Consider the following 23,944-nt stretch of genomic DNA (forward strand, 5'->3'; position numbering starts at 1 on the left):
CTAGTCTTCGCCCCGGCGCCGCACCAGGCGCCAGTTGATGATCGAGAAGATGACGACGACGAGGAAGATGCCCCATGCCACGGCGGCGCCGTAGCCGAAGTCGTTGTTGTCGAAGGTCTGCTGGAAGAAGTAGAGGACCATCGTCCGGCCCGCGTGTCCTGGGCCTCCGGAGAACGTCGAGTCGTTGGAGGTGTTCTGCAGCAGCACCTGCGCCTCGGTGAAGCTCTGCAGGCCGGTCACCGTCGAGACCACGAGCACGAACAGCAGGGTCGGCCGCAGCAGGGGCAGCGTGATCCGGAAGAAGGTCTGCACGGGCCCGGCGCCGTCCACACGTGCCGCCTCGTACAGCTCGCCGGGGATGGTCTGCAGCCCGGCGAGGAAGATGATCGCGTTGTAGCCGGTCCACTGCCAGGTCATCAGCGTCGCGATGGCGACCTTGATGCCCCACGGTGTGTTCAGCCACGCCACCTGGTCGAGACCCACGGCGTGCAACAGGGCGTTCACCAGGCCGAAGTTGGTGGAGAAGACGGAGCCGAAGATGATCGCGACGGCCACCACCGAGGTGACGTTCGGCAGGAAGTAGGCCAGGCGGTAGACGCTCTTGAAGCGGACCGCCGAGTTGAGCAGCACGGCCGTCACCATCGCCAGGAAGATCATGGGGAAGGTGGCCAGCGCCCAGATGATCAGAGTGTTGCCGATCGACGCCCAGAAGTCGCTGTCGCTCAGCAGGTACTGGTACTGCGAAAGGCCCGCCCACTCCATCGAGCCGAGTCCGTCCCAGCGGTGGAAGGACAGGTAGAGCGAGAAGCCCACCGGGACCAGGCCGAAGCAGAGGAAGAGGAGGTAGAAGGGGGAGATCGCCGCGTAGAGGTGCCAGTACTTGCGGAACCCCTTCTTGGGCTGCGCGGCGGGCGCGTCCGTCACGACGGCCGGGGGCTTCTGAAGTGCGGGAGCGGTGGCCATCAGGAGCTCACCCCCAGGTGCTTGGCGATGCGCCGGCACTTGCTCATGGCGTCACTCCAGGCCTTCTCCGGGTCCTTGCCGAGGACGCCGACGTTCTTGATCTCGTCCTTGATCGGCTGCCCGAGGGCCACGTCGAACGGGCTGTTGTAGGCGACCACGATCTTCTGCGCGGCGGGGCCGAAGACGTCCGTCGTCACCTGGCCGCCGAAGAAGGCGTCGGGCTCACGCAGTTGCTTCAGGGCGTAACTGGCGGGAGTGGAGGGGAAGAGCCCGGCATCGACGTACCCGGAGGCCTGGTTGGCCGCGTCGAGCATCCACGCGATGATCTCGAAGGCCTTCTCGGGCTCCCGGCACGCCTTGGTGATCGACAGGAACGAGCCGCCGTTGTTGGCGGGCCGCACGGGCATGTCGGTGACCCGCCACTTGCCCTTGGTCTTCGGCACGCCGTTCTTGAGGTCGTAGCTCGCCCAGGAGGCGCCCAGCTGGCTGGGCAGCTTGCCGTCCTCCACCGCCGAGAGCTGGTCCGGTGTCCCCGTGACGAGGTTCGAGACGAGTCTGCGCCGCTTGGCCTCCACGGCGAGCGCCCAGGCGTGGCGTACGTGCTCCTGGTCGCCGATGAAGTTCCGGTCCTTGTCGACGTAGCGCTTGCTGCCCTGCTGCACCGCGTTCTCGAAGACGCTGTTGACGTCGGTGAGAATCGAGGTCCCCGGTATCCGCTCGCGGAGCTGCTCGCCCGCCGCGAAGAACTTCTCCCAGGTGTTCAGCTCCTTGGAGACGTCGGCGGGCTCGTACGGCAGGCCCGCCTTCCGGAACACCTCGTACTGGTAGTAGTGCGCGACCGGACCGCAGTCGATCGGGAAGCCGATCATCGAGCCGTCGTCGGCGATGCCCTGGTCCCACTTCCACGGCAGGTACCGGCTCTTGTACTTCTCGGCGCCCAGCGTCCTGAGGTCCACGAACTGGTCCGCGTTGGGCAGGTACGACGCCATGTCCTCGCCCTTGAGGCCCGCGATGTCCGGGAGGTGGGCGCGGCCGGCCATCGTGGTGATCAGCTTGGACCGGTAGTAGCCGCCGATCTTGATGGCCTGCAGGTTCACGCTGCTGTCGTACCGGGCCCTGGCCTTCTTGACGACCGTGTCGCCGAGGCCGCCGTCCCAGTACCACAGCACCATGTTCCGGCCGGTCGACCCGGTCGGAACGGCACAGCCGGACGCCAGTCCGCCGAGCGCCGTGGCGGCCGTGCCCGCCAGGCCCGCGCGGAGCAGGCTCCTTCGTGAGAGCCGCAAAGCTCCCACCGCCTTTCGCATGTCTTGAATCAGGTGGGGGGTCAGTGAGGGTGAGCGCAGATCAGTGGGGAGTGCCGACCGGCGGCGTGACCGGGGCGTGGGGAAGCGGTGGCCCGGGGTCGGCCGGCAGCCGCTCGGCGAGGAAGCCGTACGCGCGCCGCAGCGCCGGGTCGTCGAGCGTGCGCCACCACTCGTGGACCCCGTACCAGCCGGGCGCCGCCAGGGCGCCGCCGTGGTGGCGCACGGACAGGCCGGCGGCGAGCACGGCGAAGCGCAGCCGCTCCTGAAGCGGCCAGCCGCCCAGCGAGGCCGCGACGAAGCTCGCCCCGAAGACGTCCCCGGCGCCCGTGGCGTCCAGCACGTCGACGTCCAGGGCGGGCACCTCGGCGTACTCGCCCGTCGTCTGGTCCACGGCGACGGCGCCCTCGCCGCCACGCGTGACCACGGCCACCGGCACGAGCTCCGACAGGGTGCCGAGGGCGGCGACCGCGCTGTCGGTGCGGGTGTAGGCCATGGCCTCCGTCTCGTTCGGGAGGAAGGCGTGGCACAGGGACAGCTGGTCGAGGAGGGCGGAGGACCACTGCTGGGTGGGGTCCCAGCCGACGTCGGCGTAGATGTGCGTGCCGTTCGCGGCCGCCTTGGCGAGCCACTCGCGGGGCTCGGCCTCGATGTGCACCAGGGCGGTGCGCGCGGCGGGCGGGTCGCCCATCAGCGCGTCCTGGGTGAACGGGGGCTCCTGGCCGTGGGTGACCAGTGCCCGGTCGTTGCCGTGCGCGAGCGAGACGGTGACCGGCGTGTTCCAGCCCTCCGCCGTACGGGACAGCGACAGGTCGATGCCCTCCTGGCCGTCGAGGACGTCACGGCAGTACTCGCCGTAGAAGTCGTCGCCGAAGACCGTGGCCAGCGAGGTGGACAGCCCGAAGCGGGAGGCGGCGACGGCCAGGTTGGCGATGCCGCCCGGACCGCAGCCCATGCCGTCGGTCCAGATCTCCTCGCCGGGTGTCGGCGGCTTGCCCAGCCCGGTGAGGACGAGGTCGTAGAAGAGCAGCCCGGTCAGCAGCACATCGGGCCGGTCGTCATCCACGCGCGCATCCTCTCGTCACCGGCGTCCACGATCAGTTTTGAGCGCAGTCACCACTGGCTCGCCTTTTTGATGCACAGGATCGTGCGCGCATCCCGGGGATTTGGCAAGAGTCAAGCAGAAGTGAGCATAGAAATGATTGAAGATGACGAGTACTGTTCAGCGCGTGCTGGCAGAACGACGACACCAACTCATCCTGAGGGCCCTGCGCTCCGGCGGCCCGGCGGCGGTCACCGACCTGTCCGAACAGCTCGGTGTGAGCCCTGCCACCGTCCGGCGCGACCTCGTCAAGCTGGAGGAGGAGGGGCTGCTCACCCGCGTGCACGGCGGCGCGGTCGTGGAGGAGGGCGACCAGCCCTTCGCCGAGGTCGCCGAGATGCGGGTGCCCGAGAAGGACGCGATAGCGGCGAAGGCCGCCTCGCTCGTCCGGGACGGTCAGTCCGTGCTGCTGGACATCGGCACCACCGCCTACCGGCTGGCCCGGCAGCTGCACGGCCGCCGGCTCACCGTGATCACCAGCAACCTGGTGGTCTACGAGGAGCTCGCCGACGACGATGGTATCGAGCTGGTGCTGCTGGGCGGCATGGTCCGCCGCGAGTACCGCTCGCTCGTCGGCTTCCTGACCGAGGACAACCTGCGCCAGCTGCACGCGGACTGGCTCTTCCTCGGCACCAGCGGGGTGCGGCCGGGCGGGCACGTGATGGACACCACCGTCGTCGAGGTGCCGGTCAAGCGAGCCATGATCAAGGCCGGCGACAAGGTCGTCCTGCTGGCGGACCGCGCCAAGTTCCCGGGCACGGGCATGGCACGGGTCTGCGGACCGGAGGAGCTGGACATGGTGGTGACCAACGCACCCGTCGACCCGGCCACACGGTCGTCGTTGGAGGAGGCGGGCGTCGAGGTGGTTCCGGCGTGAGCCGGGTAGATGGAAGAACGACAAAGGCGGTAGTGGCGTGAAGCTGACGATTCTGGGCGGTGGCGGGTTCCGGGTGCCGCTCGTGTACGGGGCGCTCCTCGGCGACCGCGCCGAGGGCCGGGTGACTCGTGTCGTCCTGCACGACCTGGACCCGGAGCGGCTGTCCGCCGTGACCCGCGTCCTGGCCGAACAGGCGGCGGACGTGCCCGACGCGCCCGAGGTGACGGCCACCACCGACCTCGACGAGGCCCTCAAGGGTGCCGACTTCGTCTTCTCGGCCATCCGCGTCGGCGGCCTGGAAGGGCGGGCCGACGACGAGCGCGTGGCCCTCGCGGAGGGCGTCCTCGGTCAGGAGACGGTGGGCGCCGGCGGTATCGCTTACGGACTGCGCACCGTGCCCGTCGCCGTCGACATCGCCCGGCGGGTGGCCCGGCTCGCCCCCGACGCCTGGGTCATCAACTTCACCAACCCCGCCGGACTGGTCACCGAGGCCATGTCCCGCCACCTCGGCGACCGCGTGATCGGCATCTGCGACTCGCCGGTCGGCCTCGGCCGCCGTATCGCCCGGGTGCTCGGCGTCGCCGACCCGCGCGAGGCGTGGATCGACTACGTGGGCCTGAACCACCTCGGCTGGGTCCGGGGCCTGCGCGTCGCGGGCCGCGACGAGCTCCCGCGCCTGCTCGCCGACCGCGACCTGCTCGGCTCCTTCGAGGAGGGCAAGCTCTTCGGCCCCGAGTGGCTCCAGTCCCTCGGCGCCGTCCCGAACGAGTACCTGCACTACTACTACTTCAACCGCGAGGCCGTCCGCGCCTACCAGCAGGCCGAGAAGACCCGCGGCGCGTTCCTGCGTGAGCAGCAGGCCCACTTCTACGAGCAGATGCGGCGCCCCGACGCCGAGGCCCTTGACGCCTGGGACCGCACCCGCGCCGAGCGCGAGGCCACCTACATGGCGGAGAACCGGGAGACGGCGGGCGCCGGCGAGCGCGACGCCGACGACCTGTCCGGCGGCTACGAGAAGGTCGCCCTCGCCCTGATGCGGGCCATCGCCCGCGACGAGCGCACCACCCTGATCCTCAACGTACGCAACAAGGGCACCCTCTCCGTCCTCGACACCGAGGCGGTCATCGAGGTGCCCTGCCTCGTCGACGCCAACGGCGCCCACCCCGTCGCCGTCGACCCGCTGCCCGACCACGCCACCGGCCTGGTGTGCGCGGTCAAGGCCGTCGAGCGCGAGGTCCTGTCCGCGGCCGAGTCCGGTTCCCGCACGACCGCGGTGAAGGCGTTCGCGCTGCACCCGCTCGTCGACTCCGTGAACGTGGCCCGCAGGCTGGTCGACTGCTACACGGCCGTCCATCCGGGCATGGCGTACCTCACGTAGCAGACAGCCCGTACGGTTCTCGAGCGAGCCCCGCACAGTCCCCAGGAGACCTTCTTCCATGCATGACGAACGCCGCCGGATCGAGGAACGCGTCGAACGCGTCCACACCCAGCGCATCAAGCCCGCGATCTACGCCGCCACCGTGCCCTTCGAGGTCGAGGCCTGGCAGGCCCCCGGCGAGCCCGTCTCCTTCGATGAGGCGGCCGCAGCCCCGTACAAGCCGTTCGCGATGGACACCCCGTGGGGACCCCCCTGGGGCACCACCTGGTTCCGGATGCGCGGCCAGGTGCCCGCCGAGTGGGCCGGCAAGCGCGTCGAGGCCGTCATCGACCTCGGCTTCATCGGCGACTGGCCCGGCAACCAGGCCGAGGCACTGGTCCACCTCACGGACGGCAAGCCGCTCAAGGCGGTCAACCCGCTCAACCAGTACGTGCCGATCGCCAACCCCGCCACGGGCGGCGAGGAGATCCACTACCTGGTCGAGGCGGCCTCCAACCCGGACATCCTCGCCGACAACTTCTCCAAGATCACGCCGATGGGCGACAAGCTGACGGCCGGCGACAAGCCGCTCTACACCTTCCAGCGCGCCGACATCGCCGTGCTCGACGAGAACGTCTGGCACCTCGACCTGGACCTCCAGGTCCTGAGCGAGCTCATGGTCCACCTCGAAGCGCACGACCCGCGCCGCCACGAGATCATGCACGCCCTGGACCGGGCCATGGACACCCTGGACCTCGACGACGTCTCCGGCTCGGCCGCGGCCGTCCGCGAGGTCCTCGCCCCCGTCCTCGCCAAGCCCGCGCACGCCAGCGCCCACACCGTCTCCGGCGTCGGCCACGCCCACATCGACTCCGCCTGGCTGTGGCCCATCCGCGAGACCAAGCGCAAGACGTCCCGCACCTTCTCGAACGTCACCTCGCTCGCCGACGAGTACGACGACTTCATCTTCGCCTGCTCGCAGGCCCAGCAGTACGAGTGGGTGCGCGACAACTACCCGCACGTCTGGGCCCGCATCCAGGAGTCGGTGAAGAAGGGCCAGTGGGCGCCCGTCGGCGGCATGTGGGTCGAGGCCGACGGCAACCTGCCCGGCGGCGAGGCCATGGCCCGCCAGCTCATCCACGGCAAGCGGTTCTTCATCGAGCACTTCGGCGTCGAGACCAAGGGCGTGTGGCTGCCGGACTCCTTCGGCTACACCGCCGCCTACCCGCAGCTCGCCAAGCTCGCCGGCAACGACTGGTTCCTCACCCAGAAGATCTCCTGGAACCAGACGAACAAGTTCCCGCACCACACCTTCTGGTGGGAGGGCATCGACGGCACCCGCATCTACACCCACTTCCCGCCGGTCGACACCTACAACGCCCGCTTCAGCGGCGAGGAGATGGACCGCGCCGTCCGCCAGTACTCGGAGAAGGGCGGCGGCACCCGCTCCCTGGCCCCCTTCGGCTGGGGCGACGGCGGTGGCGGCCCCACCCGCGAGATCATGGAGCGGGCGCGCCGGCTCGCCGACCTGGAGGGCTCCCCGAAGGTCGTCGTCGAGCACCCCGACGAGTTCTTCAAGGCCGCCCGCGAGGAGTACCCGGACGCCCCCGTCTGGGTCGGCGAGCTCTACCTGGAGCTGCACCGCGCCACGTACACCTCCCAGGCCCGCACCAAGCAGGGCAACCGGCGCTCGGAGCACATCCTGCGCGAGGCCGAGCTGTGGGCGACCACGGCCGCGCTGCACGCGCCGGGCTACTCCTACCCGTACGACAAGCTCGACCGCCTGTGGAAGACGGTCCTGCTCCACCAGTTCCACGACATCCTGCCGGGCTCGTCGATCGCCTGGGTGCACCGGGAGGCCGAGGCCGAGTACGCGCGGGTCGCGAAGGAGGTCGAGGAGCTGACGGCCGAGGCGATCGCCGCACTCGGCGCGGGCGAGGCGCGAGTCTTCAACACGAGCCCGGTGGAGCGCCGGGAGGTCGTCCGGGCCGCCGACGGCTCCCTGGCCCACACGGTCGTCCCGGCGAACGGCAGCGCGCCGCTCGGCGCGGGCGAGGGGACCGACCCGGTGACGGTCACCGGACGTGTCCTCGACAACGGCCTCGTACGGGTCGAGGTGGCCGAGGACGGCACCCTGGCCTCCGTACGCGACCTGCGGGCCGGAGGCCGCGAGGTCCTCGCCGACAAGGGCAACCTGCTCCGCCTGCACACCGACCTCCCCAACTACTGGGACGCCTGGGACGTCGACAAGCACTACAAGAACCGCTACACGGACCTGCTGGACACGGACTCCGTCACGGTGGTCGAGGAGGACCCGCTGCGGGGCGCGATCCGCGTCGAGCGCTCCTTCGGCAAGGGCTCGAAGATCGTCCAGACGATCAGCCTCCGGGCCGGCAGCCCCCGCGTCGACTTCGAGACGGACATCGACTGGCACGAGGCCGAGAAGTTCCTCAAGGCGGGCTTCCCGGTCGACATCCGGGCGCCCCACTCCTCGGCGGAGATCCAGTTCGGCCACGTCCAGCGCCCCACCCACACCAACACCAGCTGGGAGGCGGCCCGCTTCGAGGTCTCCGGCCACCGCTGGGTGCACATCGCCGAACCTGGCTACGGCGTGGCGGTGATCAACGACTCCACCTACGGCCACGACGTCTCCCGCACGGTCCGCGAGGACGGCGGTACGACCACCACGGTCCGCCTCAGCCTGGTCCGCGCCCCGCGCATCCCGGACCCGGAGGCCGACCAGGGCAGGCACCGCTTCACGTACTCGCTCCTGCCGGGCGCGAGCGTCGAGGACGCGGTCGCGGAGGGCTACGCGCTCAACCTGCCGCTGCGCATCGCGGACGCGGCGGGCCCGGCGGAGCCGGTGGTCTCGGTCGACGGCGCGGGTGTGACGGTGGAGGCGGTCAAGCTGGCCGACGACGCCTCCGGTGACGTCGTGGTCCGGCTGTACGAGTCCCGCGGCGGCCGCGCCGAGGGCGTGCTGCGCACCGGCTTCCCGCTCGGCGGAGCCCAGGTGACGGACCTCCTGGAGCGCCCGCTGGAGGCGGCGGCCACGGAGGGGAACGCGGTGCCGGTCGCCTTGCGCCCCTTCGAGGTGAAGACGCTGCGGCTGGCCGTGCAGAAGCCGTGATTCCGCTTCGCAGGATTCCCAGTAAGAATTAAGAAAGAGGTAAACGCGCAGGTCGCGGTGGGTGCACGACCCGCCGCGACCCTCGCGCGTTCCCTCCGCGACACCTGAAGTTCGCCCACTGCCCCTGGGATACGGGGCAACGACAGTGGCGGTCGAGAGGTGTCATCGTGCGAGACCCGCGTATCAACGCGATCAGTAAAGGGCTGAAGCGCAGGGGCCGGCTGATCGCCGAGGCGGTGAGCCCGCCGAAGCGGAACCTGGACGGGGTGCCCGCGCCCCGAGGCACCGAGACCGGCGCGGGGACCGGGGCCGGGACCGGGATCGGTGCCGCAGCGGAGCAGCCTTACGTCGCCCCGAGCGCCCCGCGGCTGGTGGAGTCGCCGGTGTTCGTCCTCTCGTCCGTCCGGTCCGGCTCCACGCTCCTGCGGGTGCTGCTGAACAGCCACAGCCGGATCCGTGCCCCGCACGAGATGCACCTGCGTACGGTGCACGTGCATATGTCCCGTGACTTCACCGCGGACGCCATGAAGGCGCTCGAACTCGACAAGGACGAGATCGAACACGTGCTGTGGGACAGGCTGCTGCACCTGGAGCTCACCCGCAGCGGCAAGGAACTGATCGTCGACAAGACGCCGCCGAACACGCTCATGTGGCCGCGGCTGCACCGATGTTGGCCCGACGCACGCTACATCGTGCTGCTGCGTCACCCGAGTGCGGTGATCGCGTCGCTGACGAGCCGACGTACGGACCCCGACCACGAGGCCATCGCCGCGGAGGTGCTGTCCTACAGCGAGAAGCTGGAGGAGGCGCGGCAGAACCTGCCCGGCCACGTCATCACGTACGAGGACCTCACGGCTGAGCCGGAGGACGTGACGCGGGGCATCTGCGACTACCTGGGCGTCGGGTGGGAGCCGTCCATGCTCGACTACGGCAGCAAGGACCACGGGACGTTCCGGCCCCAGCTCGGCGACTGGTCCACCACGATCAAGTCGGGCCAGATCCAGGCGGCCCGCCAGGCCGACCCGGACGCCACCCTCCCCCCGCGCCTGTCGGAACTGGCACGTGCGTGGGGGTACACCACCTGAGATTCCTCGCCCCGGCTGGATGGTGCGGGGCTGCGCCCCGCAAGGGGCGCGGGGAACTGCGCGACCAGCCCCCGCCCACCCGCACCCGACCAACCCACCCCAGACACCCCCCACCCCGGGAACCTGGGGGCGGAGCCCCCAAGGACGGGACGGGCAGGGGCGGCGGGGGCGAAGACAGCCCCGTCAGACCGTCAGGGGGCGGTCCGCCGAATGGGAGCGGACAGCCAGCGTCGGACCGAGAGCGAGGTGGGGCGCCTCCACGGACTCCGAGGCCACCGCCCCCGCGACCACGTCCGGCCGCTGGTGCGGAAGGGCCACGGGACGCACCGCCCGCAACCCCGAGACCACGGTGTAGTCCGGCCCGAGACGGGCCGGCAGAAGGTCGCCGGGATCCTCACCGAGGGCCAGCTGAACGGCGGCCCAGGGCGCGTTGAGACCGCACAGGGAGAGCTGGTGGAGCCCACCGGCGGGACGCGTGTTGACGTCCATGAGCACCGGCACCTCGCCGAACATGCGGAACTGGATGTTGGAGAGGTAGTGGAGGCCGAAGCCCTCGGCGAGCCGACGCGCCGGCTCGACCCAGGCGGGGTTGAGCGTGAAGCCACGGCGCCGGCCGTTCTTCGTACGGCCCACCGCCATACGGACCCGCCCGTCCGGCGCGACGAGGCAGTCCACCGACACCTCCGGCTGCTCCAGGCGAGGCATCACCAGCCAGTCCACCGGCTCCTCGGCCTCGCGCAGAGCGTCCAGCACCAGTTCCAGCTGCACGTACGGACTCGGAAACCCGTTGAGGTGGCTGATCGAGAAGGAGCCGCGGGTCACGACACGGAAGCCCACCCCACCCGCACCCGCGGCGGGCTTGAAGCACGCGGTGTGTCCACGGGCCTCCAACTCCTCCACGGCGGCCACGAGTTCGTCGGCACACCGCACCCGGTAGTACGGCGGCACCGGCACCCCCAGCGCCTCGACCGCCTGGTACGCCGTCACCTTGTCCTCGAAGACGTGCACGGCCTCGGCGGGCGGCGCGAGCAGCGCCGTACCCACGGCGGCGAACTCCTCGCGGTGCGCGGCGATCGCCGCCTGGTGCAGACGGGGAACGAAGACGTCGACACCGCGCCGCTGGCACTGGTCGAGCGCGAACTCGACGTACGCGGCGGGGGAGAGGCTCTCCGGCTCCAGCTCGGCGGTGTCGGCGGCGGCGAGCACGGGCGAGTCGGGGTCCCCATGGGTGGCGTGGATCTCGACCGGTCGCCCCCGTGGATTACTCCGCAACTGATCCATGAAGAACACGTTCTCCGCGTACGTGCGGTTGAGCCAGACGCGTACGCGAGAGACCATGCAGGCCGCCTTTCAATGGTTCGCGGGCAGGGCTGAGCAGGCCGTGCCCGGCCAGGGGGGAGGGAGGTACGCCGAACCGCCCGACGCAGAGAGGAAGCGCGGCGGATGCGTTGGGGCCGATCATAGGGCCACCGGAGCCCTGGTTGCTGTCACGCGCGTGTTAATCCTTCGTCCGCGTCGTGACGATCGCTGTTCAAGCGCTCGGCGGGCCGCTCTTGTCCGCTGGTACGCGCGTGTGTTCTCTTGTTCCCATCCGGTTCTGGAGGGAGCGAGGGTGGAGTCGACCGCCGGCGGTTCGGGACATTTGCTGGCCATCAGCGACCTGCACATCGGCTATCCCGAGAACCGCGCCCTGGTCGAACGGATGCGCCCCGAGACCGACGACGACTGGCTCCTGGTGGCCGGGGACGTCGCCGAGAAGGTGGCCGACATCCGCTGGGCACTCCAGACCCTCGCCGGCCGTTTCGCCAAGGTCGTCTGGGCACCCGGCAACCACGAGCTGTGGACCCACCCGAAAGAGACCCTCACGCTACGCGGAGTCGAGCGGTACGAACATCTCGTCGCCCTGTGCCGCGAACTGGGCGTCATCACGCCCGAGGACCCGTACCCCGTCTGGGACGGGCCGGGCGGCCCCGTCGTCGTCGCCCCGCTCTTCCTGCTGTACGACTACTCGTTCCTGCCTCAGGGCTGCACGACCAAGGAAGAGGGGCTGGAGTACGCGTACGGGACCGGCGTCGTGTGCACCGACGAGCGGGTGCTGTACCCCGACCCCTACCCGAGCCGCGACGCCTGGTGCCGCGCCCGGGTGGCCGAGACCGAGCGCAGGCTCGCCGACCTCCCCCCTGACCTGCCCACCGTGCTGGTGAACCACTACCCCCTCGACCGGCACCCTACGGACGTCCTGCACTACCCCGAGTTCGCGATGTGGTGCGGCACACGGCTCACCGCCGACTGGCACCGCAGGTTCCGCGTCGAGGTGATGGTCTACGGACATCTGCACATCCCGCGGACCACCACAGTGGACGGGGTCCGCTTCGAAGAGGTGTCCGTGGGTTACCCCCGCGAGTGGCGCCCGCGCCCCGGGCCGCCCGGAAGGCTGCGCCGCATTCTGCCGATGGAGGTCGGAGCCGGTGATCGAGGAGTTGCTCCCGGAGTCGGTCGTGGTCGTGGAGGCGTACGGTGAGGACGCCGCCGGAGCCGGCCACGCCGCCGAGGGAGCCGCGGGCCCGTCGCTCTTCCCCGAGGAGGAGTCGGTCATAGCCAGGGCGGTGCCCAAACGCCGCAGGGAGTTCACCGCCGTACGAGGGTGCGCCCGCCGTGCCATGGAGAAGCTGGGCGTGCCTCCGCAGGCCGTGCTGCCCGGCGAGCGCGGCGCCCCGGCCTGGCCGGACGGTCTCGTCGGCAGCATGACGCACTGTGAGGGCTACTGCGCCGCCGCGCTGGTCCGTGCCGCCGACGTGGCGTCCCTCGGTATCGACGCCGAACCCCATCAGCCCCTCCCGGACGGCGTTCTGGACGCCATCGCGCTTCCCACCGAGGAGGCTCGGCTGCGGCGCCTGACCGCCGACCGGCCCTCGGTGCACTGGGACCGGTTGCTGTTCAGCGCCAAGGAGTCCGTCTACAAGGCGTGGTTCCCGCTCACCGCCCTGTGGCTGGACTTCTCGGAGGCCGACATCGACGTGTTCGCGGACCCCGACTCCGACTCCGATACCGGGACGGGCACCTTCCGCGCCCGGCTCCTAGTCCCCGGGCCGGTGGTGGGCGGCCGGCGGATCGGGTCCTTCGAGGGGAAGTGGACGGTACGACGCGGGCTGGTGGCCACGGCCGTGTCGGTGCCTTTCCCCACCAGACGCGCGGAGGCCGCCGGATGACCTCGCCCCTGTCGTACGTCGAACTGCACCGTCAGATCTCGGGTGACATCGACGCGGCTCTGGGCGACGCTCTCGACGCGCTGGGCCCGGAGTCGGAGTCCGTCAGGAACGCGATCGCCGGCCTGCTGCACCACCAGAAGATGAAATACCCCCTGTCGGTGCTCCCGCTGCTCGTCCACGCCGCCGAGACCGGCGCCCCGGAACCGGCCGTCCCGCTGTCGGCCGTCCACCTGCTGTGGTGGACCTCGGCCTGCTACCTCGACGACCTGGCCGACAACCGGACGACCGGCACGCCCGAGGGACTCGGCGCGCACGAGGCGCTGCTGGCGGCCGTCATCGGCGGACAGGCGCTGGCCATCCGGATCGTTCAGGCACAGCCGGTCCCCGACGCCATGCGCAACACCCTCACCGCCGAGATCGTCAACTGCTGGTTCCCCGCCGTGGAAGGCCAGCTGAGAGACCTGCGGGGAGACATGGAGGGGGCCGCGCGGGAGGCGGTCGTCGCGGCGTACCGGTGCAAGTCCGGAGCTCCCTTCGCGATGATCACGGCCATGGCCGCCATATGGGCGGGCGCGGACAGCGGGCGCATACGGCTGTGGCGTGAGTTCGGCGGCGTCTTCGGCGTCGTGTGGCAGCTGTTCAACGACCAGGAGGACATCCTGTCCGGCCGCCACGAGGACCTGCGGAACGGCACGCTCACCTATCTGCTGGCCTGTGCCCTGGAAGAGGCGCCGCCCGGGGCGAGGGGGCGGGTGCTGGACCTGGTCGGCGCCGCGCGGACGTCCGAACAGGCGCGGCACGACCTCACGGAGCTGCTCCTCGCGCCCGCCGTGCTCCGCCGGTACCGGACGGACCTCGACGCGTTCCGCGACGAGGCGTACCGCGTCCTCGGTGAACTGGGCGGCCACGCGGCGCCCTTGGCGGCGCTGCGGCAGCTCGTGGACCAGTCGGCCGCACTGTACCTGCGGGCGACGGCTGCCTGAACCGCCCGCCCTTCCCCGTTCCCGGGACGGTCCGCTCCCGTCCTCCGGGAACGGACCCTCGCCCGCGGCGTCAGGCCTCCGGGCACCAGTCCCGCAGCAGCCGGAAGAACTCCTCCTCATTGCCCGCGAGTCCGGCCGCCGCCAGAGCCTGCTCGGCCTCGGCGAGCGCGCCGGTCGGCACCACGGGTGGTCGGCACCCGTCCGGCGGGCCGTCGAACGCGGCTCGTACGGTCTGCAAGAGCCGCAGATAGGCCTGCACGGCGGTGCGTTCGCGGTCGGTCAGTACGGCGGTCGGCATCGGACGGCTCTCCCCTGTTCGGCCGGTCTGATCGGTCGGTGCGCCCCGGCTCGGTAGTGGCGCACCTCCAGCTTGCCGCCCGCCACTGACAATCCCGTTCCCGTCCGCGGAGGTTCGCCCGCTCAGCGGAGGCGAAACCTCGCGGAAACCCCTGGTGGAGGGAGGGTTCCTTCGCTGGGAGAAAGGGTTGGCGCCCCCGCCGCTCCTACCCGTCCCATTCCTGAGGGCTGCGCCCCCAGACCCCCGCTGTCGGACTGAACGGCCTCGTCCTCAAACGCCGGACGGGCTGAAAACCCAAGCCCCGGCCGGAGGAAAATCAGCCCCTCCGGCGTTTGAGGAGCGGGGTCCGGGGCGGAGCCCCGGGGATGGGACGGGTAGGGGCGGCGGGGGCGACATGCAACCCACCCCGCACCCGCGCGCGAGACGCCCCTACGCCTCCGCCCCCTCCAGCCCCCCGAACACCGCCGCACGCTCCCCCTCCGTGAGCGGCGGAGCCGTGAGCGGTGGCTTCAGCGGGCCGCGGGCGACGGCGAGGAGCACTTCGGGCGTGAGCAGGGCACTCAGCGGCTTGGAGAGCGTGATGACACCCAGGAACGCATGGAAGACCAGGGGCCGCCCCGTCGAGGTGCGCATCAGCCGGCTCACGTAACGGGTGAGCGCGCGCTGCACGAACCCGGGCTGTTCGCCGACCGCCTCCGGATAGCGGATGTCCGTCTCCGTGGCCAGCTGCCACGCGATCGTCACCGGCCCGGCCACGGCCCGCTGCACCCGCCGCGCGAGCCCGGGAGCCGTGATCCCGTGCTTGGCGACCCGGTCCCGCAACGCCAGGGCGCTCTGCGCGGCCACCGACATGCCGTGCCCGTAGAGCGGGTTGTACGTGGCCACGGAATCACCGATCGCGACGAACCCCTCGGGCCAGCCCGCGACCTTCTCGTAGAAGCGCCGGCGGTTGACGGTGCTGCGGGTGACGACGACATCCGTCAGGGGCTCCGCGCGGGCCAGCAGCTCGCCCACCACGGGATGCCGTACGTTCCTGGCGAAGGTCTCGAACTCCTCGGCGGACGCGGTCGGCTGGCCACCGCGCGTGCCCGACAGCGTCACCAGCCAGCGCCCGCCCTCGATGGGCACGAGGGTCGCGCTCTGTCCGGGGACCGGCCGCGCCGCGTCCGGCTGGACGTTGACGACGGGGAACTCCTCGGTGCCCTCCGGCGCGCGGAAGACCCGGCTGGCGTACACGAGCCCGGAGTCGACCTCGCCCAGCGGTGCCGGCGGTACGCCCAGCGCCTCCAGCCACTTCGTGGCCCGCGAGCCACGACCCGAGGCGTCCACCACCAGGTCGGCCGCCAGGACGCGCTCCTCGCCGTCGGCCGCGCGGATCCGCACGCCCGTCACCCGGGACGCACCGCCCTCCAGGCCCCGCACTTCGGTGCCCTGCACCACGGTGATCCCCGACTGCCCGACGACCTCGGCGCGGATCACCGACTCCAGCAGGTCCCGGCTGCACGCGATCATGAACTGCATCTCGGGCCAGCGCCGCACCCAGCCCTGCGCGGACAGCGACACGAGCCCGGTCGGCAGCGGGATCCGGCGGGCGCCCGCGGCCGACCAGGCGTCGGTCACCCCCGGCAGCAGCTCCTCCATCGCACGGGCGCCACCGGACCACAGAAGGTGCGCGTGACGGGCCTGCGGGACGCCCCTGCGTGGTTCGGGCCCCTCGGGCAGCGTGTCGCGCTCGACGACGGTGACGTCGGCGTGGGGCCGCAGCGCGGCGGCGGCCAGCAGACCGGCCAGGCCTCCGCCGATGACGACGGCCCGACGGGGCTCCGACGGCGCGGTGGATTCCCGGACGTCAGCTGGTTCGCTCATGAAAGTCGCTCTCTGACAGGGCCGCGGCGTGCTCCCGGGCAGCCGCGACGACGGGTGACTGACGCAGGGCCAGGGACAGTCGTACCAGGTCGCGCGGACCGTCCGTCGACGGGGTGGGGGCCGTGCCGGTCTCCGCCGAACCGACGACCCTGCCCTCGGGGTCCAAGGCCCGGGCCCGCACCGCCGCCGTCACCATCGCCGCGTCGGCCTCGGCCCGTGCCTCCTCGGGCGCGGACCCCGACGCGACGGCCGCCGCGTAGGCCCTTGACCGCACTTCGGAGTCGAAGTAGGGGTGCAGGTTGAGCATGCCGTCGTGGATGTCGGACTCCCGCTGGGTCACCTGCAGTTGGACCGGAGACCACCAGGACATCCGCACCGCGCGCTCGCCCTGGTCGGCCACGGGCCGGAGCTCCCGCCACAGCGGGCCGAGCCTCCGGTACGTCGACCAGGTCGACCACGAGTCCCCGATGCGCTGGCAGGCCAGTGGCAGACAGAAGCCGACCGCGCTGATCTGCGCCCCCGCGGAGGCCACCAGTGGCGCCACGTACGTGCTGAGGTCGTCCAGGTTCCCGCCGTTCCAGCGGGCCACCACGGCCGTGAACTTCAGCGCCGAGTAGGGGACGTTCGACAGGAAGCCGAACGCGATGATCAGTAGTCCGGCGCGCAGCCAGCCGCGCACCTGGAGCGCCCAGCGCCAGCACATGACGACCATGGCGATGCCCGCGACGGAGAACGCGGCGAGATAGAGCACGATCATCTCGCGGACGAACGACGTGTTGGCGTAGTACGTGTCGAAGTCGCGCAGTCGCTCCACCGGTGTGTCACCGAGCGCGAACAGCACCACGATCGCCGCGCTCACCGCCCCGTAGCCGGCGATCCAGCGGCCTGTGAGCCGGCGCGTCACCTCGGGCGGACCCCCACGCCAGTTGATGATCAGCACCAGGCAGGAGGCGCTGAAGGTGCTCAGCAGGACGTAGACGAGGGGAGCCGAGATGTTGGTGACGCCGGTGACGTGGTTGACCTCGGCGATCGTCGGCGGGGCGGCGAAGCAGAACACCAGGCCCGCCAGCAGGAGCAGCGCGCACACGGACCGCAGCAGCGGATCGCGCCAGTCGCGCAGCAGCGCGGGCGTCTTGATGACGAGGACGATCGCCATCGCCACGGCGGGGAAGTAGTAGCTGGACCCGTCCATCCGAGGCGGCTCAGCCCTGTGGCCCGCGATAGCCCAGGGACGCCTCGATGCGCCCCGCGAGCTGGTCCCGCTGCACGGGCCCGCGCAGTGCGGAACTCGCCAGCCACGTACGGCACTTGCTCGCCAGCAGCAGGCCGAAGCTCTCGGCGTCCTGCTCGTCCCTCACCTCGAACCGGGTGCGTGCGGCAACCTTCTGGACGGTCGCCCGCAGATCGTCGTCGTCGCTGTCGGCGCTCAATAAGCGCGCCGCGACCGCGGCACCCTCGACGTGGTGGCCGCAGTGGCCGGCGTGCATGTGCCACAGCTCGTGGCCCAGGATCACCAACTGGTGGTCGGGCGCCGTGCGTTCCTCGATCACGACCAGGTCCTGCTCGGCCATGTCCAGCCACAGCCCGCTCGCGGTGCCGGGCGGGAAGGCGGCCGTACGGTACTGGACGGGGCGGCCCCGGCGTCTGCTCATGGCGTCGCACAGCGCGGAGTACAGGCCGGCGGGCTCCGCCGGTGCCGGGAGCGTGAGCTCGCCGACCAACTCGCCGCACAGGCGGCGCATTTCCTTTCCGATGCCCACTGTTCTCCCCCGGGTCAGGACTCGGGCCGCTTGACGCTCTCCAGGAGCATGTCGAGCCACTCCGCCACTTTGTCGCGGTGTTGGTCGGTGGGTAGCTGGGCCGCCCGCCAGGCGATGCCGCGGACGCCGTGGTCCTGGAGCAGCCGCTCCAGCGGATCGTCGGGGGCCTGGACGGTCCGGGCGGCTTCCCGCTCGCGGTCGGCGAGCTGCTGGAGCAACTCCTGCTCGGTGCGCATGAGCGCGCTCCCGAGTGCCTCCGGATCCTCGGCGGTGAGGAAACCGGCGTGCACTTTGAAGAAGCGCTGGATGGCGTCGCAGTGCTCCATCGTGGGGCGCCGGTCGCCGTTGATGAGGGCTCCCGCCTGCTGGCGCGACATGCCCGCGCCGTCGGCGATCTCCTGCTGTGTGTACTTGCGTCCGTTGGGCTTGAGGCGGGTCCGCCGCAACAGGGCCAGCCGCTGCAGGAACCGGGCCTGCAGATCCGGCTCCCCGGCGGGCCGCCCGCCCAGCAGCGCCTTCACCACGGACTCCGGCACCCCGGAGGCCGGCGACAGGCGCCGGGGGTCGAAGACCTCGCCGTGGGCCACGCCCAGCCGGTCGGCGAGCGCGGTGACACGGGCCACGACGGCCGGCAGCAGAACCGTCGCCGCGGCGTCCGGAACTTCGAAGCCATCCGTCACCGACAGATCTCCTACGTCTCTCTCAAGCCAATCTCATGATGGGGCCCCGTGCCGCGGGACGCGAGCCCCCGGGCACGGTCAACCACCGTGAACTGCACGGAGATTAGCCCGTGACTCGAACTCACATCCAGGTCTCGCCACAACTGTGGCGAGATTCAGCCGTCGGCGGTCGTGGAATGCCACGATAGTTGACACGACTCCTTCGCGGGCCCCAGGATCAAGACGCCGCGTGAAGGCCGCATAGGCAAGAGGGGTGACCTCCCGATGGCATATCAGGCAGGAGGGCAGCGGACCGAACCGCGACCCGTCCCCGAGAGCCTCGAGGCTCAGGCGTACTTGCAGGACTACGCCACGTTTCTGGAGGCCGTCCCCTTTCCGTCCGTCGTCTTCGACCACCGCTGGGACGTCGTGCTGTCCAACGGCGCCTACGACAAGCTCTTCCAGGACGTGGGCCCGCACCCGACCGCGATGCCGGGCGACAACTTCCTCCGCTTCGTGCTCTTCCACCCCGACGCGGCCACGGTCCTCGGCGACCACGAGTCCAGTTGGTGCCTGCCTTTGCTGGCGGACTTCGCCGCCGCCGTGGAACGACACGGCCAGGACAGGGGCCTTGCGTCCATCCGCCGCGACATCGCCCAGGACCCCATCATGGACGCCGCCTACCGGCACGGCCTCCCGCACTGGCTCCGCGTGGTCGGACCGGAGGCCGCCGAACACGACGGCGCCGTCCGTCCCGTGGTCCACCCCGACCCGCGCTGGGGCCGCACCGACTGCCGTGTCGTCGGTGAAACCCCCAAGACCCTGCAGGGCATGGGATACACGCGGATGACACTGGTGCTGCGCGCGGCGCGACGCCCGTCGGTCACTCCGCGCCGGCCCCGCCGTGCCCGGCACACGGCGAGCCATCTCAGCGTGGTGCCCGCGCCCGAGGCGTAGGCCCGTCCCGAAAACCCCGACACCGCCGGCGTTCAGGTCGCCGGCGGCGTCGGGGTTTCTTGTGGCTCGTTCGCCTCCGGGGCGCCAAAGCCTGTGTCGAGACCGCGACCGTGCTCACTCGCCCTCGGGGTGGCCCATTTCGGTGCGCCACGTCGGGCTGTTCCCCGCTTCGGCACCCCTTCCGCAAAAGAACCCGCACCATTCCCCGCAGCAGAACCATGTGACATAGTACTGATGTGAACACACGGCTGACCTGCGACGTCGTAGTGATCGGGGCCGGGATGGCGGGCGCGGCCTGCGCCCTGTACGCGGCCCGGGCGGGGCTGGACGTGACCGTCGTGGACCGCGGCCCGGTGGCCGGAGGCACCACGGGCGCGGGGGAGGGCAATCTCCTCGTCTCCGACAAGGAACCCGGACCGGAGCTCGAACTCGCCCTGCTGTCCAACCGGTTGTGGGCCGACCTCGCCGAGGAGCTGGGGGAGGCGATCGAGTACGAGGCGAAGGGCGGTGTGGTCGTCGCGTCCTCGGAGGAAGGACTCGCCGCCCTCACGGATCTCGTGGCCGGACAGCGCGCCGCCGGCGTGGTGGCCGAGCCGGTGACCGCCGACCGGCTCCACGACCTGGAACCGCACCTGGCCCCCGGCCTCGCGGGAGGCGTGCTGTACCCGCAGGACAGCCAGGTGATGCCGACCCTCGCCGCCGCGCACCTCCTGCGCGCCTCGAGTGCCCGGCTGCTCACCGGCCGGACCGTGACCGAGGTGCTGCGCACGGCGGACGGTGCCGTACGCGGGGTGCGGACCGGCCACGGCGACATCCACGCCCCGGCCGTCGTGAACGCGGCCGGTACGTGGGGCGGTGAGGTCGCCGCCCTCGCCGGCGTCTCCCTGCCCGTCCTGCCCCGGCGCGGCTTCGTCCTGGTCACCGAGCCGCTGCCTCGCAGGGTGCGGCACAAGGTCTACGCGGCCGACTACGTGGCCGACGTGGCCAGCGACTCGGCGGCCCTGCAGACCTCGCCGGTCGTCGAGGGAACGGCGGCCGGACCGGTCCTGATCGGGGCGAGCCGTGAACGGGTCGGCTTCGACCGGTCGTTCTCGTTGCCGGTCGTCCGGGCGCTCGCGGCGGGCGCGGTCCGGCTGTTCCCCTTCCTGGAGACCGTACGGGCGATGCGGACGTACGTCGGTTTCCGGCCGTACATGCCCGACCACCTGCCCGCGATCGGCCCCGACCCCCGTGTCCCCGGACTGTTCCACGCCTGCGGGCACGAGGGCGCGGGCATCGGCCTCGCCACCGGCACGGGGCAGTTGATCGCCCAGGTGCTCGGCGGCAAGGTGCCCGACCTGGACCTCGCGCCGTTCCGGCCGGACCGCTTCGAGGAGGAGGCCGCGTGAACCCGTTGGAGCTGGCGCGGGCCGAGCCCGGCCCCGCCTTCACCGTCACCCTGGACGGCCGGGAGATCGAGGCCCTGCCCGGCCAGACGGTCGCCGCCGCGCTCTGGACGGCAGGCGTCACCGCGTGGCGCACGACACGGGGCGAGGGCCGCCCGCGCGGGATCTTCTGTGGCATCGGCGTCTGCTTCGACTGCCTCGTGACCGTCAACGACCGCCCCAACCAACGGGCCTGTCTGGTCCCGGTCCGGCCGGGCGACGCGATCCGCACCCAGGAGGGGACGGGCCATGGGGACTGATCTCGCGGTGATCGGCGCGGGCCCGGCCGGGCTCGCCGCGTCCCTGGCCGCCTCCGCGCGGGGCGTCCGCGTCACGTTGATCGACGCGGCCGGGGAGGCGGGCGGCCAGTTCTACCGGCAGCCCGCCGCCGGACTCCGGGCCCGTCGCCCGCAGGCGCTGCACCACCAGTGGCGCACGTGGGAGCGGCTGCGGGACGGGCTCGCGATGAGTACCGTCCGCCACCTGACGTGCCATCACGTGTGGTGCGTGGAACGGCACCCGGACCCGTCCGCCGGCTTCACGGTGCACGCCCTGCGCGGTCCTCACCAGGACGAGCCCGCCACCGTGGACGCCCACGCCGTCCTCCTCGCCACCGGCGGCTACGAGAAGGTGCTTCCCTTCCCGGGCTGGACCCTCCCCGGCGTCGTCACCGCGGGCGGGGCGCAGGCCATGCTCAAGGGCGGACTGGTTGTGCAGGGCCGGACGGCCGTCGTGGGCGGAACCGGTCCGCTGCTCCTGCCGGTCGCGACCGGGCTCGCCGCCGCGGGCGTCGAGGTCGCCGCCCTCGTCGAGTCCGCCGACCCGAGGGGTTTCGTACGGCATCTGCCCGCGCTCGCCGCCAAGCTCCCCGAGGCCGCCGGGTACGCGGCCCGGCTCGTCCGCCACCGCGTACCGTTCATGACCGGCCACACCGTCGTCGAAGCCCACGGCGACGACCGCCTCGAAGCCGTCACCGTCACCGCCCTGGACCCCGACGGACGCGTCCGGCCGGGCACCCGGCGGCGCATCCCCTGCGACACCCTCGCCGTCGGGCACGGCATGCTCCCGCACACCGATCTCGCCGAGGCACTCGGCTGCCGTGTCGACGGGGCGAACGTCCTCGTCGACGACGAGCAGCGCACCGACGTCCCCGGCGTGTGGGCGGCCGGCGAGACCACCGGCATCGGCGGCGCGGCGCTCGCCCTCGCCGAGGGACACATCGCCGGTCGCTCCATCGCCGCCCGCCTCCGGGGCACCGCACCCGACCCACGCGCGTGGGCCGCGGCCGACAGGTCCCGTACGCGACTGCGGGCGTTCTTCGCCGCCGTCGACTCCGTCTGCGCACCGCCCGCGCACTGGACCGAGCAGGTCACCGACGACACCGTTGTCTGCCGCTGCGAGGAGGTGCGGGCGGGCGAGGTGCGCGAGGCGGTCCACGAGCTGGGCGCCGGCGACCTCCGCACGGTGAAGTTGCTGACCAGGGCAGGCATGGGCTGGTGCCAGGGCAGGGTGTGCGGCCCGGCGGTCGCCGGGCTCGCCGGATGCGCCCCGACACCGGCCAGACGACCGTTCGCCCGCCCGGTACCGCTGGGAGTACTGGCCCGGACCGGCCAGTCGACCGGGACCGGCCGTGCCGCCGGGACTGGCGAGTCGACCGGGACCGGCCGCGCCGCCGGGACTGGCCAGTCGACGGGGACCGACTGCGTCACCGGGACCGGGCACTCGGCCGGGGCCGGCCACTCGGCCGAGACCGACCGCGCCACTGAGATCGGCGAGTCGACCGGGACTGGCCACTCGACCGGGACTGGCCACTCGACCGGGACCGGCCGCGCCACCGGGACCGGCCGCGCGGCCGAGCCCGGCCAGTCGGCCGAGCCCGGCCAGTCGGCCGAGCCCGACTGGGCCGCTGAGATCGGCCACTCGACTGAGACCGGCGAGGCGACCGGGACCGGCCACTCGACCGGGACTGGCCGCGCCACCGAGCCCGACCGCGCCACCGAGACCGACCGCCTCCCCGAGACCGACCACGTCACCGAGGCCGGCCACCCCACCGAGGAAGGATCCTCATGACCGTCTCCGCCCACCGCCCCTGGCGCGGCGTCCTCGTCGCCACCGCGCTCCCGCTGAACCACGACCTCTCCGTCGACTACGACAAGTACGCCGAGCACTGCGCCTGGCTGGTCGACAACGGCTGTGACGGCGTCGTGCCGAACGGCTCGCTCGGCGAGTACCAGGTGCTGACGCCCGAGGAGCGCGCGAAGGTCGTCGAGACGGCCGTGTCCGCGATCGGCGGCTCACGGGTCATGCCCGGTGTAGCCGCCTACGGCAGCGCCGAGTCCCGCCGCTGGGCCGAACAGGCACGCGACGCGGGCTGCACGTCCGTGATGCTGCTCCCGCCCAACGCGTACCGCGCCGACGAGCGCTCCGTCCTCGCCCACTACGAGGAGGTCGCCAAGGCGGGCCTGCCGGTCGTGGCGTACAACAACCCCATCGACACCAAGGTCGACCTCGTCCCCGAACTCCTCGCCAAGCTGCACGGCGAGGGATACATCCAAGGCGTCAAGGAGTTCTCCGGCGACGTCCGCCGCGCCTACCAGCTCGCCGAACTCGCCCCCGAACTGGACCTGTTGATCGGCGCCGACGACGTCCTGCTGGAACTCGCGCTGGCGGGCGCCAAGGGCTGGGTGGCCGGCTACCCGAACGCGCTGCCCGCCGCGACCGTGGAGCTGTACCACGCGGCCGTGGACGGCGACCTCACGACCGCCAAGCGGCTCTACGAGCAACTGCACCCGCTGCTGCGCTGGGACTCCAAGGTCGAGTTCGTGCAGGCCATCAAGTTGTCCATGGACATCGTGGGCCGTCACGGAGGACGCTGCCGTCCGCCGCGCGTGCCGCTGCTGCCCGAGCAGGAGGCCACGATCCGTTCGGCCACCGAGAAGGCCGTCGCCGCGGGGCTCGCGTAACCCCTGT

General features: G+C 71.7%; 20 protein-coding genes and 1 pseudogene. 12 read left to right on the forward strand and 9 right to left on the reverse strand.

Going from position 1 to position 23,944, the window contains the following annotated elements:
• The 3 genes from AB0959_RS35795 to AB0959_RS35805 all read right to left on the reverse strand — a co-directional run bounded on the left by AB0959_RS35795 (window position 1) and on the right by AB0959_RS35805 (window position 3,333).
• The gene (locus AB0959_RS35795) at window positions 1-963 is read right to left on the reverse strand and encodes a sugar ABC transporter permease (RefSeq protein WP_366830912.1); all 963 of its coding nucleotides are present in this window, start codon (window positions 961-963) and stop codon (window positions 1-3) included.
• Entirely contained in the window at window positions 963-2,249 is a 1,287-nt protein-coding gene (locus AB0959_RS35800) for an extracellular solute-binding protein (RefSeq protein ID WP_366830981.1), read from the reverse strand. Before AB0959_RS35800 ends, AB0959_RS35795 begins: the two co-directional genes overlap by 1 nt.
• Window positions 2,250-2,310: 61 nt before the next feature.
• Window positions 2,311-3,333 (reverse strand): carbohydrate kinase family protein, encoded by a 1,023-nt coding sequence (locus tag AB0959_RS35805; protein ID WP_366830913.1) that lies wholly within the window; start codon window positions 3,331-3,333, stop codon window positions 2,311-2,313.
• Between the two features lie 163 nt (window positions 3,334-3,496).
• Here AB0959_RS35805 and AB0959_RS35810 point away from each other — a divergent pair, with 163 nt between their 5' ends.
• From AB0959_RS35810 to AB0959_RS35825, 4 genes are all read left to right on the forward strand, one after another.
• A complete protein-coding gene (locus AB0959_RS35810) occupies window positions 3,497-4,246 on the forward strand; it encodes a DeoR/GlpR family DNA-binding transcription regulator (RefSeq protein ID WP_366830982.1) in 750 nt (249 codons plus the stop codon).
• A gap of 37 nt (window positions 4,247-4,283) precedes the next feature.
• Window positions 4,284-5,624 carry a 6-phospho-beta-glucosidase gene (locus tag AB0959_RS35815; RefSeq protein WP_366830914.1) on the forward strand — a complete coding sequence of 447 codons (1,341 nt, stop codon included), beginning with the start codon at window positions 4,284-4,286 and terminating at the stop codon, window positions 5,622-5,624.
• Between the two features lie 58 nt (window positions 5,625-5,682).
• The gene (locus AB0959_RS35820) at window positions 5,683-8,733 is read left to right on the forward strand and encodes a glycoside hydrolase family 38 C-terminal domain-containing protein (RefSeq protein ID WP_366830915.1); all 3,051 of its coding nucleotides are present in this window, start codon (window positions 5,683-5,685) and stop codon (window positions 8,731-8,733) included.
• A gap of 167 nt (window positions 8,734-8,900) precedes the next feature.
• Window positions 8,901-9,818, forward strand: a complete 918-nt coding sequence (locus AB0959_RS35825; RefSeq protein ID WP_366830916.1) for a sulfotransferase — start codon at window positions 8,901-8,903, stop codon at window positions 9,816-9,818.
• A gap of 183 nt (window positions 9,819-10,001) precedes the next feature.
• On the opposite strand, the gene AB0959_RS35830 is transcribed toward AB0959_RS35825, so the two are convergent.
• Complete coding sequence (locus tag AB0959_RS35830) at window positions 10,002-11,156, reverse strand: ATP-grasp domain-containing protein (protein ID WP_366830917.1); 1,155 nt, start codon at window positions 11,154-11,156, stop codon at window positions 10,002-10,004.
• Window positions 11,157-11,430: 274 nt separating this feature from the next.
• Here AB0959_RS35830 and AB0959_RS35835 point away from each other — a divergent pair, with 274 nt between their 5' ends.
• The 3 genes from AB0959_RS35835 to AB0959_RS35845 are packed head-to-tail and all read left to right on the forward strand — an operon-like array spanning window position 11,431 to window position 14,010.
• Window positions 11,431-12,339, forward strand: a complete 909-nt coding sequence (locus AB0959_RS35835; protein ID WP_366830918.1) for a metallophosphoesterase — start codon at window positions 11,431-11,433, stop codon at window positions 12,337-12,339.
• The gene (locus tag AB0959_RS35840) at window positions 12,287-13,027 is read left to right on the forward strand and encodes a 4'-phosphopantetheinyl transferase superfamily protein (RefSeq protein ID WP_366830919.1); all 741 of its coding nucleotides are present in this window, start codon (window positions 12,287-12,289) and stop codon (window positions 13,025-13,027) included. The genes AB0959_RS35835 and AB0959_RS35840 overlap by 53 nt, the downstream gene beginning before the upstream one ends.
• Window positions 13,024-14,010 carry a polyprenyl synthetase family protein gene (locus tag AB0959_RS35845; RefSeq protein ID WP_366830920.1) on the forward strand — a complete coding sequence of 329 codons (987 nt, stop codon included), beginning with the start codon at window positions 13,024-13,026 and terminating at the stop codon, window positions 14,008-14,010. The genes AB0959_RS35840 and AB0959_RS35845 overlap by 4 nt, the downstream gene beginning before the upstream one ends.
• A gap of 70 nt (window positions 14,011-14,080) precedes the next feature.
• On the opposite strand, the gene AB0959_RS35850 is transcribed toward AB0959_RS35845, so the two are convergent.
• From AB0959_RS35850 to AB0959_RS35870, 5 genes are all read right to left on the reverse strand, one after another.
• Complete coding sequence (locus AB0959_RS35850) at window positions 14,081-14,308, reverse strand: hypothetical protein (protein WP_366830921.1); 228 nt, start codon at window positions 14,306-14,308, stop codon at window positions 14,081-14,083.
• Window positions 14,309-14,737: 429 nt separating this feature from the next.
• Window positions 14,738-16,174, reverse strand: a complete 1,437-nt coding sequence (locus AB0959_RS35855; protein WP_366830922.1) for an FAD-dependent monooxygenase — start codon at window positions 16,172-16,174, stop codon at window positions 14,738-14,740.
• Complete coding sequence (locus tag AB0959_RS35860) at window positions 16,158-17,366, reverse strand: MAB_1171c family putative transporter (protein ID WP_366830923.1); 1,209 nt, start codon at window positions 17,364-17,366, stop codon at window positions 16,158-16,160. The genes AB0959_RS35855 and AB0959_RS35860 overlap by 17 nt, the downstream gene beginning before the upstream one ends.
• A 10-nt stretch (window positions 17,367-17,376) precedes the next feature.
• Window positions 17,377-17,916, reverse strand: a complete 540-nt coding sequence (locus tag AB0959_RS35865; RefSeq protein ID WP_366830983.1) for a toxin-antitoxin system, toxin component — start codon at window positions 17,914-17,916, stop codon at window positions 17,377-17,379.
• Between the two features lie 32 nt (window positions 17,917-17,948).
• Window positions 17,949-18,614: a helix-turn-helix transcriptional regulator gene (locus tag AB0959_RS35870; RefSeq protein WP_366830924.1), complete on the reverse strand. Its 666-nt coding sequence runs from the start codon at window positions 18,612-18,614 to the stop codon at window positions 17,949-17,951.
• Window positions 18,615-18,878: 264 nt separating this feature from the next.
• On the opposite strand from AB0959_RS35870, the gene AB0959_RS35875 reads away from it, so the two are divergent.
• The 5 genes and pseudogenes from AB0959_RS35875 (at window position 18,879) to AB0959_RS35895 (ending at window position 23,937) form a co-directional block, all read left to right on the forward strand.
• Window positions 18,879-19,550 carry a hypothetical protein gene (locus AB0959_RS35875; RefSeq protein WP_366830925.1) on the forward strand — a complete coding sequence of 224 codons (672 nt, stop codon included), beginning with the start codon at window positions 18,879-18,881 and terminating at the stop codon, window positions 19,548-19,550.
• A gap of 236 nt (window positions 19,551-19,786) precedes the next feature.
• Window positions 19,787-20,938, forward strand: coding sequence for an FAD-binding oxidoreductase (locus AB0959_RS35880; protein WP_366830926.1), 1,152 nt, complete (start codon window positions 19,787-19,789; stop codon window positions 20,936-20,938).
• The gene (locus AB0959_RS35885) at window positions 20,935-21,234 is read left to right on the forward strand and encodes a (2Fe-2S)-binding protein (RefSeq protein ID WP_366830927.1); all 300 of its coding nucleotides are present in this window, start codon (window positions 20,935-20,937) and stop codon (window positions 21,232-21,234) included. Before AB0959_RS35880 ends, AB0959_RS35885 begins: the two co-directional genes overlap by 4 nt.
• Window positions 21,224-22,588: pseudogene (locus AB0959_RS35890) on the forward strand (NAD(P)/FAD-dependent oxidoreductase); the annotation flags it as partial. The gene AB0959_RS35885 and the pseudogene AB0959_RS35890, both read left to right, overlap by 11 nt.
• A gap of 452 nt (window positions 22,589-23,040) precedes the next feature.
• Window positions 23,041-23,937 carry a dihydrodipicolinate synthase family protein gene (locus AB0959_RS35895; RefSeq protein WP_366830928.1) on the forward strand — a complete coding sequence of 299 codons (897 nt, stop codon included), beginning with the start codon at window positions 23,041-23,043 and terminating at the stop codon, window positions 23,935-23,937.
• Window positions 23,938-23,944: the final 7 nt, after the last annotated feature.

The sequence above is a fragment of the Streptomyces sp. NPDC046862 genome (genome assembly GCF_040704615.1).
Lineage (GTDB): Bacteria > Actinomycetota > Actinomycetes > Streptomycetales > Streptomycetaceae > Streptomyces.

Bases quoted from the DNA above. Each gene is read 5' to 3' on its own strand.
- AB0959_RS35795 (WP_366830912.1), bottom strand. From the start codon at position 963: ATGGCCACCGCTCCCGCACTTCAGAAGCCCCCGGCCGTCGTGACGGAC.
- AB0959_RS35820 (WP_366830915.1), top strand. From the start codon at position 5,683: ATGCATGACGAACGCCGCCGGATCGAGGAACGCGTCGAACGCGTCCAC.
- AB0959_RS35830 (WP_366830917.1), bottom strand. From the start codon at position 11,156: ATGGTCTCTCGCGTACGCGTCTGGCTCAACCGCACGTACGCGGAGAAC.
- AB0959_RS35845 (WP_366830920.1), top strand. From the start codon at position 13,024: ATGACCTCGCCCCTGTCGTACGTCGAACTGCACCGTCAGATCTCGGGT.
- AB0959_RS35850 (WP_366830921.1), bottom strand. From the start codon at position 14,308: ATGCCGACCGCCGTACTGACCGACCGCGAACGCACCGCCGTGCAGGCC.
- AB0959_RS35855 (WP_366830922.1), bottom strand. From the start codon at position 16,174: ATGAGCGAACCAGCTGACGTCCGGGAATCCACCGCGCCGTCGGAGCCC.
- AB0959_RS35860 (WP_366830923.1), bottom strand. From the start codon at position 17,366: ATGGACGGGTCCAGCTACTACTTCCCCGCCGTGGCGATGGCGATCGTC.
- AB0959_RS35865 (WP_366830983.1), bottom strand. From the start codon at position 17,916: ATGCGCCGCCTGTGCGGCGAGTTGGTCGGCGAGCTCACGCTCCCGGCA.
- AB0959_RS35875 (WP_366830925.1), top strand. From the start codon at position 18,879: ATGGCATATCAGGCAGGAGGGCAGCGGACCGAACCGCGACCCGTCCCC.
- AB0959_RS35895 (WP_366830928.1), top strand. From the start codon at position 23,041: ATGACCGTCTCCGCCCACCGCCCCTGGCGCGGCGTCCTCGTCGCCACC.